The organism is Nocardia sichangensis, assembly GCF_047200615.1.
In the GTDB taxonomy this organism is placed as follows: Bacteria; Actinomycetota; Actinomycetes; order Mycobacteriales; family Mycobacteriaceae; genus Nocardia; species Nocardia sichangensis.
In genome coordinates this window covers 1-15,100 of sequence record NZ_JBJZOK010000020.1, presented here as the reverse complement: position 1 = coordinate 15,100, position 15,100 = coordinate 1, and the positions used below count along the sequence as shown (strand labels likewise).

At 70.3% G+C, this 15,100-nt stretch carries 10 protein-coding genes; 6 read left to right on the top strand and 4 right to left on the bottom strand.

Translation table 11 applies throughout. The annotated features are described in order from the left end of the window. Positions 1-117 precede the first annotated feature (117 nt). Positions 118-597, top strand: a complete 480-nt coding sequence (locus ACL03I_RS25390) for a hypothetical protein (RefSeq protein ID WP_355073468.1) — start codon at positions 118-120, stop codon at positions 595-597. Positions 598-975: 378 nt separating this feature from the next. Then, positions 976-2,142, top strand: a complete 1,167-nt coding sequence (locus tag ACL03I_RS25385) for a lipase family protein (protein WP_412807166.1) — start codon at positions 976-978, stop codon at positions 2,140-2,142. A 54-nt stretch (positions 2,143-2,196) separates the two neighbouring features. Here the strand turns inward: ACL03I_RS25385 and ACL03I_RS25380 are convergent, their stop codons facing one another. From ACL03I_RS25380 to ACL03I_RS25370, 3 genes are all read right to left on the bottom strand, one after another. After that, positions 2,197-3,033 (bottom strand): SDR family oxidoreductase, encoded by an 837-nt coding sequence (locus tag ACL03I_RS25380; protein WP_355073466.1) that lies wholly within the window; start codon positions 3,031-3,033, stop codon positions 2,197-2,199. Continuing rightward, the gene (locus tag ACL03I_RS25375; RefSeq protein WP_355073464.1) at positions 3,030-3,977 is read right to left on the bottom strand and encodes a patatin-like phospholipase family protein; all 948 of its coding nucleotides are present in this window, start codon (positions 3,975-3,977) and stop codon (positions 3,030-3,032) included. Before ACL03I_RS25375 ends, ACL03I_RS25380 begins: the two co-directional genes overlap by 4 nt. 62 nt (positions 3,978-4,039) lie before the next feature. Further along, positions 4,040-4,588: a histidine phosphatase family protein gene (locus ACL03I_RS25370; RefSeq protein WP_039796212.1), complete on the bottom strand. Its 549-nt coding sequence runs from the start codon at positions 4,586-4,588 to the stop codon at positions 4,040-4,042. Positions 4,589-4,696: 108 nt separating this feature from the next. Between ACL03I_RS25370 and ACL03I_RS25365 the strand changes: the two genes are divergently transcribed. From ACL03I_RS25365 to ACL03I_RS25350, 4 genes are all read left to right on the top strand, one after another. Next, positions 4,697-9,589, top strand: a complete 4,893-nt coding sequence (locus ACL03I_RS25365) for an ATP-dependent helicase (RefSeq protein WP_412807111.1) — start codon at positions 4,697-4,699, stop codon at positions 9,587-9,589. Positions 9,590-9,625: 36 nt separating this feature from the next. After that, positions 9,626-10,408 carry a DNA-formamidopyrimidine glycosylase family protein gene (locus ACL03I_RS25360; RefSeq protein ID WP_412807110.1) on the top strand — a complete coding sequence of 261 codons (783 nt, stop codon included), beginning with the start codon at positions 9,626-9,628 and terminating at the stop codon, positions 10,406-10,408. A 148-nt stretch (positions 10,409-10,556) separates the two neighbouring features. Further along, positions 10,557-11,918 (top strand): hydroxysqualene dehydroxylase HpnE, encoded by a 1,362-nt coding sequence (hpnE, locus tag ACL03I_RS25355; RefSeq protein WP_412807109.1) that lies wholly within the window; start codon positions 10,557-10,559, stop codon positions 11,916-11,918. A 56-nt stretch (positions 11,919-11,974) separates the two neighbouring features. Beyond that, positions 11,975-12,541 (top strand): TetR/AcrR family transcriptional regulator, encoded by a 567-nt coding sequence (locus ACL03I_RS25350; RefSeq protein WP_355073766.1) that lies wholly within the window; start codon positions 11,975-11,977, stop codon positions 12,539-12,541. 6 nt (positions 12,542-12,547) lie between these two features. On the opposite strand, the gene ACL03I_RS25345 is transcribed toward ACL03I_RS25350, so the two are convergent. Further along, the gene (locus tag ACL03I_RS25345; RefSeq protein WP_364433314.1) at positions 12,548-14,281 is read right to left on the bottom strand and encodes a glycerol-3-phosphate dehydrogenase/oxidase; all 1,734 of its coding nucleotides are present in this window, start codon (positions 14,279-14,281) and stop codon (positions 12,548-12,550) included. Positions 14,282-15,100 lie beyond the last annotated feature (819 nt).

Here is a 15,100-nt window from a genome sequence, read left to right as displayed (position 1 = left end):
CGCTGTGACGACGCGCACACTCTCGCGTCGAGGCGTCCGGTCATTTCCGCGAGCCGCACCGGTGCCACACCGCGCATCCTCCGCCGCGCCCGCGCCTACCTGTGTGAAGGTGGAGAGGTGGCACTGCGCAGGATGGGTACGGCGATCGTCGCCGCCATCACGTTCGGAACGCTGACCGCGTGCGGGCAGCAGGCGGACCCGGCCGTGCCCGCCACTCCGGAGCGCACCGCGGAAGCGGCGGCGGGGATGCGGGCCGATCCGGGTCCCCGGCGATACGCGGGCGGGACGATGGTCGTCATCCCGCATGCCGCGGACCTGGAATCCAGTTCCGCCTTACCCTTCTCGGAGTACGACGTCGAGGACGGGACGGACAAGCTCGGGATCCACATCCCCGGCCCGGTCGGCTGCCCGAGCATAGGATTCACCGCGCGGGTGGAGGAATCGGCCGACCTGGTGAGCGTGCGATTGATCCATGGCCTGCATCGCGGCATGCCGCCGTGTCAGGGCGCGAACCCGGAGCAGAAGCGCGAGTACGGCGTGGTCGTCGTCGACCTGCAACGCCCGCTGGGCGGACGGGCGGTGCTCAGCTTCACATGAGCCGGATCGGCGCGCGACCGGGTAGGCCACCTCCGTTAGTGATCTTGTCGAATGGCGGGCCGCGGGCTTTGTGACTTGTCCGGTTCGCCTGTTCCGGAGCGGCGTCCGGAGAATGTCGGGCGCTATCTTCGCAGCGGATGGTGCCGCCTTCGCGGCTACCGGCGGTCCCGGAGTCGAAGGAGGTGCGGCAGTCCGCCATGATCGACTCAGGGTGCCCACGGCGGCGGTTCCTTCTGCTCCGCCCCGCAGTGAAGGTTCGCTGCGGTTCTCGTGTAGTGCCGGTGCGTCCGAAGCACCGACGTCGCGGCCTGCCCGCGGGGCGGTGGGTCGGTGACGGCTGACTTTCGAAGGAAACCCGTGTCCAGAGTTCCGTTCAGGATCGCGATCTTGCTGGTGAGCATCGTCTCGCTCGGCCTGCTCGGCCTGCCCGCTACTGCGCAACCCCTCTATCCCACTCCCGATCCCGATCCCTTCTACACCGCCCCGCCCGACCTGGGGGCGCTCACCCCGGGCGACGTCGTACGGAGCCGCAGGATCGACACCGGTATGTATGTCGGGACCGAGGGCTGGCAAGTCGCGTTCCGCTCCACCAATTCGCAGGGCAAGCCCGTCATGGGCATCACAACGGTCCTGATGCCCGCCGGGGTGAAGAATCCGCCGCTGGTCTCCTACCAGGCGCTGATCAATTCCCTCGGCACCCAGTGCAATCCGTCGCGCTCGCTGTTCAACGGCGAACTACAGGACGCGGTCGGCGCGATGTTGCCCATCGGACGCGGATGGGCGATCTCGCTGCCGGACTATCTGGGCCCCACCTCCGCCTACGGCGCCGCGCGCCTGGCCGGAATGATGACCCTCGACAGCGTGAAGGCCGTCCGCAAGGTCGCCGAACTGGGGCTGTCCGACTCCCCCGTCGCCATCGCGGGCTACTCCGGCGGCGGCATGGCCACCGCGTGGGCCGCCGCCATGCAACCCACCTACGCGCCGGATCTGAAACTCACCACCGCCGTGGCCGGTGGCATCCCCGCCGACCTGGAGGAGATGGCGATGGCGCTCGGCTTCGAGCCGCACCCCGGATTCGGCCTCGCATTCGCCGCCGCCATGGGGCTGGAGCGGGAGTACCCGGACCGGCTGCCGATCTCCGATCAGCTCAACGAGAACGGTTTGTGGTTCCGGGAATTCACCCACGACGCCTGCCGCCGATTCCTGCTCTTCCACGGCGCCTTCCGCAGCGCGGAGCAGATGGCGGCGTCCAAGAGCCTGATGGACAGCCCGGAGGCGCACGCCGTCCTGCGGGAGAACAGCCTGAAGTACTTCGACGGCGTTCCGACTGTGCCGACCTACATGTGGCAGGGCCGCTTCGACACCCTCACCTTCTACAACCCGGTCGCCGAGGTCGCCGACCGGTACTGCAAGGCGGGTGCGCGGTTGACGTTCCATACCGTCGACATCTCCGAGCACCTGACCGCGGCCGCCGCCGGATTCGCGGACGCGTGGAACTACGTCGAGGCCAGGTTCCGCGGCGAACCCGCACCGACCAGCTGCTGAACCCAGAAGACAAGCGGGCCCGGGAGTGCTTCTCCCGGGCCGCTTTTCGTTGCATCAGCTGATGGAACGCACCTCTTTCTCGTACTGCGCGCGGACCTTCTCGTCGGCCGGGTGCAACGCGCGATCCCCGTCGAACAGGCCCCGGATCAGGCGCACCGCGCGTTCCGGCGCGGCCGCCAATGCGATGTCGAGCGGGCCGAGGTAATTCGGCACGGCCACCTCGGCTTTGCGGGTGACGCAGGTGCGCACGATCGCGCCGGCGACGTCTTCCGGGTCGACGGTCGGCATGCCGTGGCCGAGTGTCAATCCCGAGGAAAGGCGGGTTCGCACGGCCGACGGCAGGACGCAGCTGACACTGACGCCATGCCCGGCGAATTCCAGGCGGGTCGCCGCCGAGAGACCGACCGCGGCGAACTTGCTCGCGTTGTACACGGCCAGCCCCGGAATCGGGACCTTGCCCGCCAGCGAGGCGACGTTGACGACATGGCCGCGACCACGCTCGATCATGCCCGGCGCGACGGCGCGCATGCCGTGGATGAGACCCCAGACGTTGATATCCAGCGTGGCCTGACCGACCACGTCCGGTTCGTCCAGGAACGCGCCCGCAGGCATGACACCGGCGTTGTTGACCAGCACGTCGATTCCGCCGACCGCAGCGGCCACCGCGTCCCATTGCCCGCGCGAACGCACGTCGAGTTCGAACGCACTCGCCCCGATCGCGGCGGCCGTCTCCTCGGCGGCGGGTTTGTCCACGTCGGCGATTACGACCCGAGATCCTTTCGCGGCGAATAATTCCGCGGTGGCCCGGCCGATTCCCCGCCCGCCTCCGGTGATCAGGACTGTCGCCTCGCGCAGGTCGATCGCGGGGTAACCGGATCCGAGGATTCTCATACGAATGCTCCTTGTTCGAGCGTGCGACGGGTACTGCGCAGGCTGTGTTCGAAGGTGGCGAGACGGCGGCGGCCGTCCATGAAGTTCGGTCCCGCCACCGCGAGGTCGTCGGCGGTCGCGCCAACGAACAGCACCTTCGTGCCCGCGGCGCGCAGTCGTACGATCTCGGTGCGGAGCTTGTCGCTCATCCGGTTGCGCAGCTGCCGTTCCAGCAGGTGCCCAGGGCCGGTCGCCGGGATCCGGGCCGCGGAGGCCATCGGAGCCAGCACGAGGAGTTCGTCCAAGTTCTCGGCGACGAGCAGGTCCACCGAGGCCGTGGAGCCCGCGCCGCCGTCGACGAAGCGGCGGCCCCCGATGGTGACCGGAGGGAACCAGCCGGGCACGGCCCACGATGCCCGCAGTGCCGCGCCGATGGTCGCGGCGGGCGCACCGGGCGCGCCGAACGCGACGCGCTCGCCCGTCGCGTAGTCCATCGCCACCAGCCGGGTCGCCGGATGCGGCACCCAGTCGCGGCCGGGGTTCAGTCGTTCGGCCAGCCGTTGCAGCCAGCCCGGGTCGCCACCGCCGACCGGCAGCAGTCCGCTGCCCGCGGCCAACAGCGCCTGGCCCGGCTCCTGGCGACGCAGCGGCAGTCGGGGCGAGCCGAGCCGCGGGCGCGGCAGCGGCGGAAACCGGCCTGGCTCGGCGGCGCGGTGCTCGCGCAGGATCGGGTCGGTCGCGGTGCCGCGCTGCAACGCGACCAGGTCGTCCACCGAAACGCCACTGCCGAGCATCGTCACCGTCTCCGCACCCGCGGACGTGCCGAGCAGCACGTCCGCCTCACGCGGATCCCAGTCGAGCACATCCCGGGCGGCGGCGAGGGCGGCGACGATCCAGGCCGCCCCCACGGTGCCACCGCATCCGATGGCCAGGCCGCGCCGCTGCGACCCTTTGTTGTTACCCATAGTCTCAGACACTAGCCCGGCTCGGCCCGAAAGCCACCCCCTCGAGCGGTCGGTATCCCGGCTCAGGCCGTGAAGTGCAGCGTCCATTCGCCGCGATAGTGCAGGCGGGTGACGCTGCCGGGCGGGATATCGATGCGCCAGAACGATTTCGGTGGAGCGTCCAGCGTCACCAGCAGCGCGGCCCGGACGACCGCCGGGTGGGTGACCGCGATCGTGGACACCGACCGCGCGGCGACCTCGGCCATCCAGAGCCTGGTCCGTTCGATCACGTCCAGCACGGACTCGCCGCCGTGCCCGCGGAACGCCGGGTCGGTCAACCAGGCGTACAGCTCATCCTGGGGCACCGACATAAGTTCGCCGCCGCGCCACGCGCCCGCGTCCAGGTCGCGCAGCCGGTTGTCCTCCTCATCCGGCAGCAGCCCCAGCAACGCGGCGGTCTCCACCGTCCGGCGTTCCGGGCCGGTGAGCACGCGCGCGGCGGTGAGCGGCCCGCATCCGGCCACCGCCCGCCTGCCCGCCTCGGTGAGCGATTCGTCCACCGGGAACCGTGCCTTCCGCATCGCCTCGGTCATCCCATGGCTGACCAGGTCGAGTCTGAGCACTTTTTGCACCTGTCGAAGCGTACGGCCCGGCGTCGGCGGCCGTTGTTCGATTGCTCCCGCTTCGCTCGCGAAACGGTACGGGCGTGCTTGTCGGTGGGCCGGTGCACACTTGAATCCATGGCCCAGTTCTCCCGCGCGACCCAGGAATGGTTCGACGGCGCGTTCCCCGCGCCGACCTCCGCTCAGCTGGGGGCGTGGAAGGCGATCGCGGCGGGCGAGCACACTCTGGTCGTCGCGCCCACCGGATCCGGCAAGACGCTCTCGGCGTTCCTGTGGGCGATAGACCAGCTGGCCGGCCGGGAACGTCGGCCGGAGCGGGCGGGCACTTCCGTGCTGTACGTGTCCCCGCTGAAGGCGCTGGCGGTGGACGTGGAACGCAATCTGCGAGCGCCGCTGGTCGGCGTCACGCAGACGGCGAAACGCCTGGGACTGGAGCCGCCGGAGATCACCGTCGGGGTCCGTTCCGGCGACACCAGCGCGTCCGATCGGCGGTCCATGCTGCGCACCCCGCCGGACATCCTGATCACCACGCCGGAGTCGCTGTTCCTCATGCTCACCTCGGCGGCCCGCGAGACGCTGCGGGACGTGCGCACGGTGATCGTGGACGAGGTGCACGCGATCGCCGGTTCCAAGCGCGGTTCGCACCTGGCGCTGTCGCTGGCCCGGCTGGATCTGCTGACCGAGCGGCCCGCCCAGCGCATCGGGCTGTCGGCGACCGTCCGGCCGCCGGAGGAAGTCGGCCGGTTCCTGGTCGGCAACGCGCCGATCACCCTGGTCGCGCCGCCCGCGCCCAAGACGTTCGACCTGTCGGTGCGCGTGCCGGTGGCGGACATGACCGAGCCCGGCGACTCCGACCAGCCTGGATCGATCTGGCCCCACGTGGACGAGGCGATCGTCGAACTCGTGCTGGAGCACCGGTCCTCGATCGTGTTCGCGAACTCCCGCAGGCTGGCCGAGCGGCTCACCGCCCGGCTGAACGAGGCCTACGCGGCGCGGCTGGGCGAGCCGGTGGAGACCGAGCACAAGCCGCCCGCCCAGCTCGGCCCGTCCACCGAGGTGATCCACGGCGCGGGGCCCCTGCTGGCGCGCGCGCACCACGGTTCGGTCAGCAAGGAGCAGCGAGCGCTGATCGAAGACGATCTCAAGAGCGGGCGGCTGCGCTGCGTCGTCGCGACCAGCAGCCTGGAACTCGGCATCGACATGGGCGCGGTCGACCTGGTGGTCCAGGTGGAGGCGCCGCCCTCGGTGGCCAGCGGATTGCAGCGGATCGGGCGGGCCGGGCACCAGGTCGGCGAGATCTCCCGCGGGGTGATCTTCCCCAAGCACCGCACCGACGTCATCCATTGCGCGGTGGCGTCGCGGCGGATGACGGCCGGACAGATCGAGGCGATCCAGATCCCGGCGCATCCGTTGGACATCCTCGCGCAGCAGACCGTCGCCGCGTGCGCGCTGGACCCGATCGACGTCGACGCGTGGTTCGACGTCGTGCGCGGCACCGGCAGCTACGCGTCGCTGCCGCGCTCGGCCTACGAATCGGTGCTGGACCTGCTCTCGGGGCGGTATCCGTCCGACGAGTTCGCCGAACTGCGTCCCCGGCTGGTCTGGGATCGCGACGCGGGCACGCTCACCGGGCGGCCCGGCGCGCAACGGCTGGCCGTGACCTCGGGCGGAGCGATCCCCGATCGCGGCATGTTCGCGGTGTACATGGTGGGCGAGAAGGCCTCCCGGGTGGGGGAACTCGACGAGGAGATGGTCTACGAGTCCCGGGTCGGCGACGTGTTCGCGCTCGGGGCGACGAGCTGGCGGATCGAGGAGATCACCTTCGATCGGGTGCTGGTCACGCCCGCGTTCGGACAGCCGGGGCGGTTGCCGTTCTGGCACGGCGACGGGCTCGGTCGGCCCGCCGAACTCGGCGCTGCGCTCGGCGAATTCGTGCGCACGGTCGCACAGGACCTCGCCGCCGAGGCGTCCACGGGTGCCGGGAAGACCGCACGGCGCGATGCGGGCACACCTCCGAAGGCGTCGAAACAGACTCGCGCGCAGGCGGATTCGATACCCAACGGCACGGGTCGCGCGCCCGCGGTACCGGAGCGCGTCGCGGATATCATGCTTTCCGCCGGTCTCGACGACAACGCGACCGCCAACCTGCTCACACTCCTGGACGAACAGCGCACCGCGACCGGACATCTGCCCACCGACCGCACGCTGGTGGTGGAGCGGTTCCGCGACGAACTAGGCGACTGGCGGCTGGTGCTGCACTCCCCCTACGGTCTTCCGGTCCACGCTCCCTGGGCGCTGGCCATCGGGGCGCGGCTGCGCGAACGGCTCGGTGTGGACGCCGCGCCGAACGCCTCCGACGACGGCATCGTCGTGCGGCTGCCCGATACCACCGACGATCCGCCCGGCGCCGAACTGTTCGTCTTCGATTCCGACGAGATCGATGACATCGTCACCGAGCAGGTGGGCGGCTCGGCGCTGTTCGCCTCGAGGTTCCGCGAATGCGCCGCCCGCGCATTGTTGCTGCCGCGCCGCGACCCGGGCAAGCGAGCGCCGCTGTGGCAGCAGCGGCAGCGCTCGGCCCAGTTGCTGGACGTCGCGCGCAAGTTCCCCGAATTCCCGATCCTGTTGGAGACGGTGCGCGAATGCCTGCGCGACGTCTACGACCTGCCGTCGCTGCGCGACCTGCTCGGACAGGTGGGGCGGCGCCGGATACGGCTGGTCGAGGTGGAGACCGCGACGCCGTCACCGTTCGCCAACGCCCTGCTGTTCGACTACATCGGGCAGTTCATGTACGACGGCGACAGCCCGCTGGCCGAGCGGCGCGCCGCCGCGCTCTCGCTCGATTCCGGTCTGCTCGCCGAGTTGCTCGGCCGGGTCGAGCTGCGCGAACTGCTCGACGCCGCAGTCATCGAGCAAACCGAGCGAGAACTGCAGCGGCTCACTCCGGAGCGGCACGCGCGCGACGCCGAGGGCTTGGCGGATCTGCTGCGGCTGCTCGGGCCGCTCACCGCCGCCGAAGCCGCCGAGCGCTCCGACGAGGATCCCGTCGCCTGGTTCGAAAGCCTCGTGTCCGCACGCCGTGCGCTGGAGGTCTCCTTCGCGGGGCGCAGCTGGTGGGTCGCGGTGGAGGACGCGGCCCGGCTGCGCGACGCGCTCGGGGTTCCGCTGCCGATCGGCACACCATCGGCGTTCATCGAGCCGGTAGCCGATCCGCTCGGCGATCTGGTCGGCCGCTACGCCCGCACGCACGGTCCGTTCGGCACGGAGGCGGTGGCGGCCCGGTTCGGGCTCGGCACCGCGGTCGCCGCCACCGCACTACACCGGCTCGCCATCGAAAAACGGGTGGTCGAGGGGGAGTTCACGCCCGGAGCCGCCGGGGCGGAGTGGTGCGACGCGCAGGTGCTGCGCCGGCTGCGCCGCAGATCGCTCGCCGCCGCCAGGCACGAGGTCGAGCCGGTCTCGACCGCAGCGTTCGGGCGCTTTCTCCCGTCCTGGCAGCACGTCGGCAGCGGCGAACTGCGCGGCGTCGACGGCGTGGCGGCCGTCGTGGAACAGCTCGCGGGCGTGCCGATCCCGGCGTCCGCCTGGGAATCGCTCGTCCTGCCCGCGCGGGTGCGTGATTACACCCCGGCCATGCTCGACGAGCTCATGGCGACGGGTGAGGTGATCTGGTCCGGGCACGGCGCCATCACCGCCAAGGACGGCTGGATCGCCCTGCATCCGGCCGAGCAGGCGCCGTTCACCCTCGCGCCGCCGGACGAGGTCGATCTCACCGATGTCCAATTACGCCTGCTCGCCGCGCTCGGCGCGACCTTCGTGCCATGGACGCCACCCGGCCCCGCGGAAACCGTGCCGGATCGACCGCCCGTGCCGTTGGACGAGCCGGATCCGCCGACCGGCAGTGCGTCCGACGGTCACGGCGCGCGCAGGCGATCCGCCGAGACGGCCGGTGGCGCCACACCGAACGAGTCGGACAACGGCCGACGTGGCCGACGATCACCGGTCGGCTCGGAAGACGCGGCCGGTGCGGGACATTCGATCTCCGGCGCTCCCGCGGAACGACTGATACCCGTGCCGCAGGGCGGCGGCGCGTACTTCTTCCGGCAACTCTCGGACGCCACCGGCCTGCTCGACGACACCGCTGCGGCCGCCGCGCTGTGGGAATTGGTTTGGGCCGGAATGGTTTCCGGTGACACGTTCGCGCCGGTACGGGCGTTGCTTTCCGGCACGGCCCGGACCACGACGGCCCACCGCACGCCCCGCCGCGCCCCGCGAGGACGGGCCTACCTGCCCCGGCCGAGCATGCCCACCCGTTCCGGCCCGCCCTCGGTCGCCGGGAGATGGTCTCTGCTCCCGGCGCGGGTCTCGGACAACACGCTGCGCGCCCACGCGACCGCGGATCTGCTCCTGGAGCGGTACGGCGTGCTGACCAGGGGCTCGGTGCAGAACGAGGGCGTGCCGGGCGGGTTCGCGCTGATGTACCGGGTGCTCACGGAGTTCGAGGACCGAGGACGCTGCCGCCGCGGTTATTTCGTCGATTCGCTGGGCGGCGCGCAGTTCTCCACCACCGACGTGGTGGACCGGCTGCGCTCCTTCGACCCGGAACGCGCCCGTCCCGAGTCCAGGGAGCCGACCGGCACGGTACTGGCACTGGCCGCGTCCGATCCGGCGAACCCATACGGCGCCGCTCTGGCTTGGCCGAAGAGCGACGTGGAGGGCGGGCATCGCCCCGGACGTAAGGCCGGAGCGCTCGTCGTGCTCGTCGACGGTGAACTGGTGCTGTATCTGGAGCGGGGCGGCAAGACCCTGCTCACCTTCACCGAGGACCCCGACGCCCGCCGCGCCGCCGCCGCGGCGCTCGCCGACCTGGTCCACCGCCGCCGGGTGGACTCGCTGGTCATCGACCGGGTCAACGGAGACACCGTGCATGGCAACACGTTCGCCGGGTTCCTCACCGAAGCCGGCTTCTCCGCCACCCCCCGCGGCCTGCGCCTCCGGAGCCGCCCGTGAGCCCGCGATTCCGCGCCGACTCGGCGGAGCTGCCGTATGCCTGAGGGGGACACCGTCTTTCTCGCCGCGAAACGGCTTCGCACCGCGCTGGAGGGCAAAGAACTGACGCGCAGTGACTTCCGCGTACCGCGATACGCGACGGTGGATCTGCGCGGGCAGGTGATCGAAAGCGTCGGCAGTTACGGAAAACACCTGTTCATCCGCACGCCCACCGTGAGCGTTCACACCCACCTGAAGATGGAGGGCAGCTGGCGCGTGTTCCACTGCGGACAGCGCTGGACGAAACCGCGCGTCGCCGCACGAGTCGTCTTGAGCACCGCGGACGTCGAAGCAGTCGGGTTCTCCTTGGGCACCGTCGAGGTCGTGCGGGTGGGCGACGAGCACCGCATCGTCGACCATCTCGGACCCGATCTGCTGGGCCCGGATTGGGATGCGGCGGAAGCCGTCCGGCGATTGGCGCGGTATCCGGATCAACCCGTCGGCGTCGCACTGCTGGATCAGCGCAACCTCGCCGGTATCGGGAACATCTTCCGCAGCGAGGTGTGTTTCCTGCGCCGCGTCCACCCCGCGACCAGGGTCGGCGACGTCCCGGACCTGTTGGCCATGGTCAACGAAGCACACCGCATCCTCGCCGAATCGGTGGCCAAGCCGCCGCGGCGCGCTCTGGCCTACGGCCGAACACACCGTCCGTGCCAGCGCTGCGGCACCCCACTCGTCGCCGACCTACTCGGTGACACCGCACCGGATCACGACCGCGTGGTGCAGCGAGAGCGGGGCATCTTCTTCTGCCCTCGATGTCAGCCCATCCCGGCCGATTGATCCGATGCCGCGAGTCCCGGTTTCCGACACGGCGATCCGCCACGCCGCGCGCTAATTCGCTGCCTTACAGCCGATATCGGCCGACAACTCTTGACGAGCACTTCCCGCCCACCTAACTTACAATTTGTCAGTTATGGCGGGAGGCAGCATGGGCGACCCACGGCGATACGTGGTGATCGGGGGCGGCCTGGCCGGGCTCGCCTCGGCGGTCTGGCTGGCGGAAGCGGGCAAGCAGGTCACCCTGCTCGAACGCAGAGGCAGGCTCGGCGGACGCACCCACGCCATGCGCGCCGCGGCGGTGGACGATCCACCGGACAACGGCCAGCACGTGATCGCCAGCGGATACGACCACCTGTTCCGCTATCTGACCAGCGTCGGCACACGGCAGTACGTCGCTTTCCCACATGGCGGCACACTGCGCTGGCCCGACGGCCGCAGCGTCACCATGCGCACCAAAGGAATCGCCGCGCTGCGCACGCTCTCCGGCGCGCATCCCGATGCGAACCCGCTGGAGCGCGTACGCGCGACGATCGCCACGCTCCGGCTCGGCTGGCAATGCCTGTGTCAGCCCGCCGACCTGCCCGGCCTCACCACCGAGCAATGGTTCGACCGGGTCGGCATGCCCGCCAAAGCCCGGGAAGCACTGTGGGATTGGCTGGCGCTCGGCATCGCGGCGGAGCCGGTCCAGCGGGAGTCGGCGAAGGTGTTCGCCGATGTGATGGCCACGGGCATCCGGCTGGGCCTGCGGCACCGGCAGGCCGTCGACATCGGTTATCCGACCACCGATCTGGACACGTTATATGTCACCGGGGCGTTGCGTGTCTTCGAGAAGCACGGCGTGCAGGTGCGCTATCGAGCCGTGGCGCGCCGGATCCACATCGTGGACGGGAAGGCCAGCGGCGTCGCGTTGGCGGACGGCAGCACGATCCCGGCCGACGCGGTGGTGTGCGCCGTGCCCAACTCGAACATCGGCGGCCTGCTCGACGATCTACCCGAGCACGCCGAGATCTACGCGGCGGCCGACAAACTCGGCTACACGCCGATCGTCAGCACCAACCTCTATCTCGATCGCCCACTGGGGACCACGGCCGAGTTCGAGGCGCTGATCGGCGGCACCGGCGTCATCGACGAGGTCTTCGATCGCCAGCGGATGACCGGGCGCAGTACCGCGAAGGCCTGGCTGTACTGCCTGACCACCAGTGGCGCCTACGAACAGATCCACAAGTACGGCGACGAGATCGTCGCCGAGCAGATGGCGCTGCTGCGCCGCTACTATCCGGCGGCGCGAGCGGCGAACGTGGTACAGGCCCAAGTCGTCCGCATGCCGAAAGCCACCTTCTCCCAAGTCGTCGGCAACCACGCGTTGCGCCCGAGCCAGCGCACCTCGGTGCCCACTTTGACCCTCGCGGGTGACTGGACCGCCACCGACTGGTCGGCGACGATGGAAAGCGCGGCGCAGAGTGCGGCGCGGGCGGTCGAGCTGCTGCTCGAGCTACCTTCGACGGCGTGACCACCGACCGCTCCACGGCCGAGCGCGGTACCAGCGAGGCGCGGCCGAAGCGCCGGATGTCCGCCGCCGACCGCCGTACCCAGCTGCTGAACGTGGCGCGCGACATCGTCGCCACCGAAGGTTTCGGCGCGGTGAGCATCGACCGGGTGGCCCGCGAAGCGCGGGTCGCCCGTGCGCTGGTGTACCAGCAGTTCACCGACCTGTCCGGGCTGACGTCGGCGCTGCTGGACCGCGAGTCGGCCATCGCCTTCGCCGGTGTGCGCAGCGTGGACTGGGACCACGGTGACGTGGACCGGGTCGGTCGCGGCATCCTCGCCTACCTGCGCGCCGCGCCGACCAGTTGGCGGATCATGCTCAGCCCGTTCGACGGCGGGCCGCCGGAGCTGCGCGAGCGACTCGCGCTCGGTCGCGCTTACGCGCGGGCGATCGGCGCGCGTCATCTGTCCAGATACCTCGGGGTCACCGTGGATCCGAATGGTCCGACAGAGCGAATCCTGTTGGCCGCCATGGAGGAACTGGCCCGGCTGCACCTCACCGACCCGAGCGCGTATCCGGACGAACTGGTGCTGCGCTACCTGCGCTCGCTGGTCGGCTGGGCCATGGCGATGGAAGCGCCCGACTGACCACACTCAGCCCTCCGACGGCACCGGCTCCAGGATCTGCGGGCGCGGCTCGGGCGCGGCGATCCGCAGGGCGTCGGCGGAGGCGTCGTCCGGTTGGGTCTGCGATTGGATCTCCGCCTCGACCCGCGCCTGATAAGTGCGTACCTCCCGGTCGATCTCCTCGTCGTCCCAGCCCAGGACGGGCGCGACCAGCCGGGCCACCTGCTCTGCGCAATTGGCTCCGCGGTGCGGGTACTCGATCGAGATCCGGGTCCGCCGGGCCAGGATGTCGTCGAGATGCAGGGCGCCTTCGGCCGCCGCCGCGTAGACCGCCTCCACCTGGAGATAGGACGGCGCGTCCGTGATCGGTTGCAGCAGTTCGGGTTGGTCCTCGGCGAAGGCCATCACATCGGCGATCAGCGAGCCGTACCGATCCAGCAGGTGCTTGATCCGGTACGGATGCACCCCGTAGGTCTCGGCCAGCTGCACCGTCTGGTTGACCAGCGCGAAATAGCCGTCGGCGCCGAGCAGCGGCACCTTCGCCGTGATCGACGGTGAGACCCGGGCCGGTATGTCCTGCGCCGCTTCGTCCACCGCGTCGAGAGCCATCACACGATAGGTGGTGTACTTGCCACCCGCGATGCCGACCAGACCGGGTGCGACCCGGGCGACGGCATGTTCACGTGAGAGCTTGGAGGTCTCGTCGCTCTCCCCGGCCAGCAACGGGCGAAGGCCCGCGTACACGCCGTCGATGTCGTCCGGCGTGAGTGGCTGAACCAGTACTTGGTTCACCCGTTCCAGCAGATAGTCGATATCGGCCTTGGTCGCGGCCGGATGCGCGAGGTCGAGATTCCACTCGGTGTCGGTCGTGCCGATGATCCAATGCGCGCCCCAGGGAATGACGAACAGCACCGATGTGGCGGTGCGCAGGATGATCGCGGTGTCGCTCACGATCCGGTCGCGTGGGACCACGATGTGCACGCCTTTGGAGGCCCGCACATGGAACCGGCCGCGCTGATGCGACAGAGCTTGGACTTCGTCGGTCCACACGCCGGTCGCGTTGATCACCACATGTCCACGGACCTCGCCCGCGCGGCCGTCCTCGGTGTCGCGCACCTTCACACCGACCACCCGATCGGCTTCCCGCAGGAATCCGACGACCTGGGTGGACGTGCGGATCACCGCACCGTAGTGCGCGGCCGTGCGCGCCACCATCATGGTGTGGCGTGCGTCGTCGACGACAGTGTCGTAGTAGCTGACACCGCCGATCAGCGAATCGCGCCGCAACCCGGGCGCCAGCCGCAACGCGCCCGCGCGCGTGAGATGCCGTTGCCCGGGAACGGATTTCGCCCCGCCCATGGTGTCGTACAGGACCAGGCCCGCCGCCACGTACGGACGCTCCCACACGCGGTTGGTCAGCGGGTACAGGAAGCGCAGCGGCTTGACCAGGTGCGGAGCCAGCATGGACAGCGCGAGTTCGCGCTCGCGCAGCGCCTCGCGCACCAATCCGAACTCCAGCTGCTCGAGGTAGCGCAGTCCGCCGTGGAACATCTTCGACGACCGGCTGGACGTCCCGGACGCGAAATCGCGGGCTTCGACCAAAGCGACCTGTAAGCCCCTGGTCGCCGCGTCCAACGCGATGCCGGCCCCGACCACGCCCCCACCTACGACGACCACATCGAAATGATCTTTGCCGAAGCGCTCCCAGGCCGCACTGCGCTGCTCCGGCCCGAGAAGCTGCGATTCCGGTTTCTTCGCCATGCTCGACTCCTCCAGCGGATGTGTCCGATCGAGCGTTCAGATCCAGGCTAGGCGAACCGCCGCGAATCGACCGCCCGCGCCCCGACCCGTGTCGCCCCGTCCTACTCGTCGGTAACAATCCCAACCCTAGCCGAGCGGCGACCCGTCCCCACCGCCCAGTGAGCCACACAACAGCACACTCCCGCACTCACCAACCCCGCCGCCACAACGACCGGATCGCCTCATCAGACCCAGCACAATTGCGACCGAACCGAGACCGAGCAGCCGCCCAGGCAGGGCAAAACACCCCGGCGGACCGGCAACTACTGCGGCCTCATGCACAACGTCTCGAATTCGACCCACGAGTCGCACGCGCCCCGCCACAGCCCGAACGGCCAACACGCCTGCCCCTCCGGGCAGTCCCGGCCGAGTCACACGCGCCGGCGGCCAACACAGCCGACTCGTACCCGACAACTCGCCGAACCGATCGAGCCGACACCAGAGCTACCACCAACCGCGCGCACCCGGTAGCAAGCCTCGACCCCGACGCACCCACGCCTTCGAAGCGAAGCGAGACCGAGTATCCACCCTTCGCGGCCCGGCCGCCGGACCCGCAGCCAGCACTACAACCGCGTGCACCTGGTAGCGAGTTCCTACACCGACGCGCCCAGCGCACCCCAACCACGTCTTTCGAGCGAAGCGAGACCGAGCATCCGCCGTTCGCGGCCCGGCTCGCGTTTGCGCGGCCGCCGCGTCCCCGGCGGGGGGGGGGGGGGGGGCCCGCGGGGGGGGGGGCCCCCGCCCCCGGTGGGGCCGGCCACCCCCCGCCCCCGCCGCGGG

Bases quoted from the DNA above. Each gene is read 5' to 3' on its own strand.
- ACL03I_RS25380 (WP_355073466.1), bottom strand. From the start codon at position 3,033: ATGAGAATCCTCGGATCCGGTTACCCCGCGATCGACCTGCGCGAGGCG.
- ACL03I_RS25375 (WP_355073464.1), bottom strand. From the start codon at position 3,977: ATGGGTAACAACAAAGGGTCGCAGCGGCGCGGCCTGGCCATCGGATGC.
- ACL03I_RS25365 (WP_412807111.1), top strand. From the start codon at position 4,697: ATGGCCCAGTTCTCCCGCGCGACCCAGGAATGGTTCGACGGCGCGTTC.
- ACL03I_RS25360 (WP_412807110.1), top strand. From the start codon at position 9,626: ATGCCTGAGGGGGACACCGTCTTTCTCGCCGCGAAACGGCTTCGCACC.
- hpnE (WP_412807109.1), top strand. From the start codon at position 10,557: ATGGGCGACCCACGGCGATACGTGGTGATCGGGGGCGGCCTGGCCGGG.
- ACL03I_RS25350 (WP_355073766.1), top strand. From the start codon at position 11,975: ATGTCCGCCGCCGACCGCCGTACCCAGCTGCTGAACGTGGCGCGCGAC.
- ACL03I_RS25345 (WP_364433314.1), bottom strand. From the start codon at position 14,281: ATGGCGAAGAAACCGGAATCGCAGCTTCTCGGGCCGGAGCAGCGCAGT.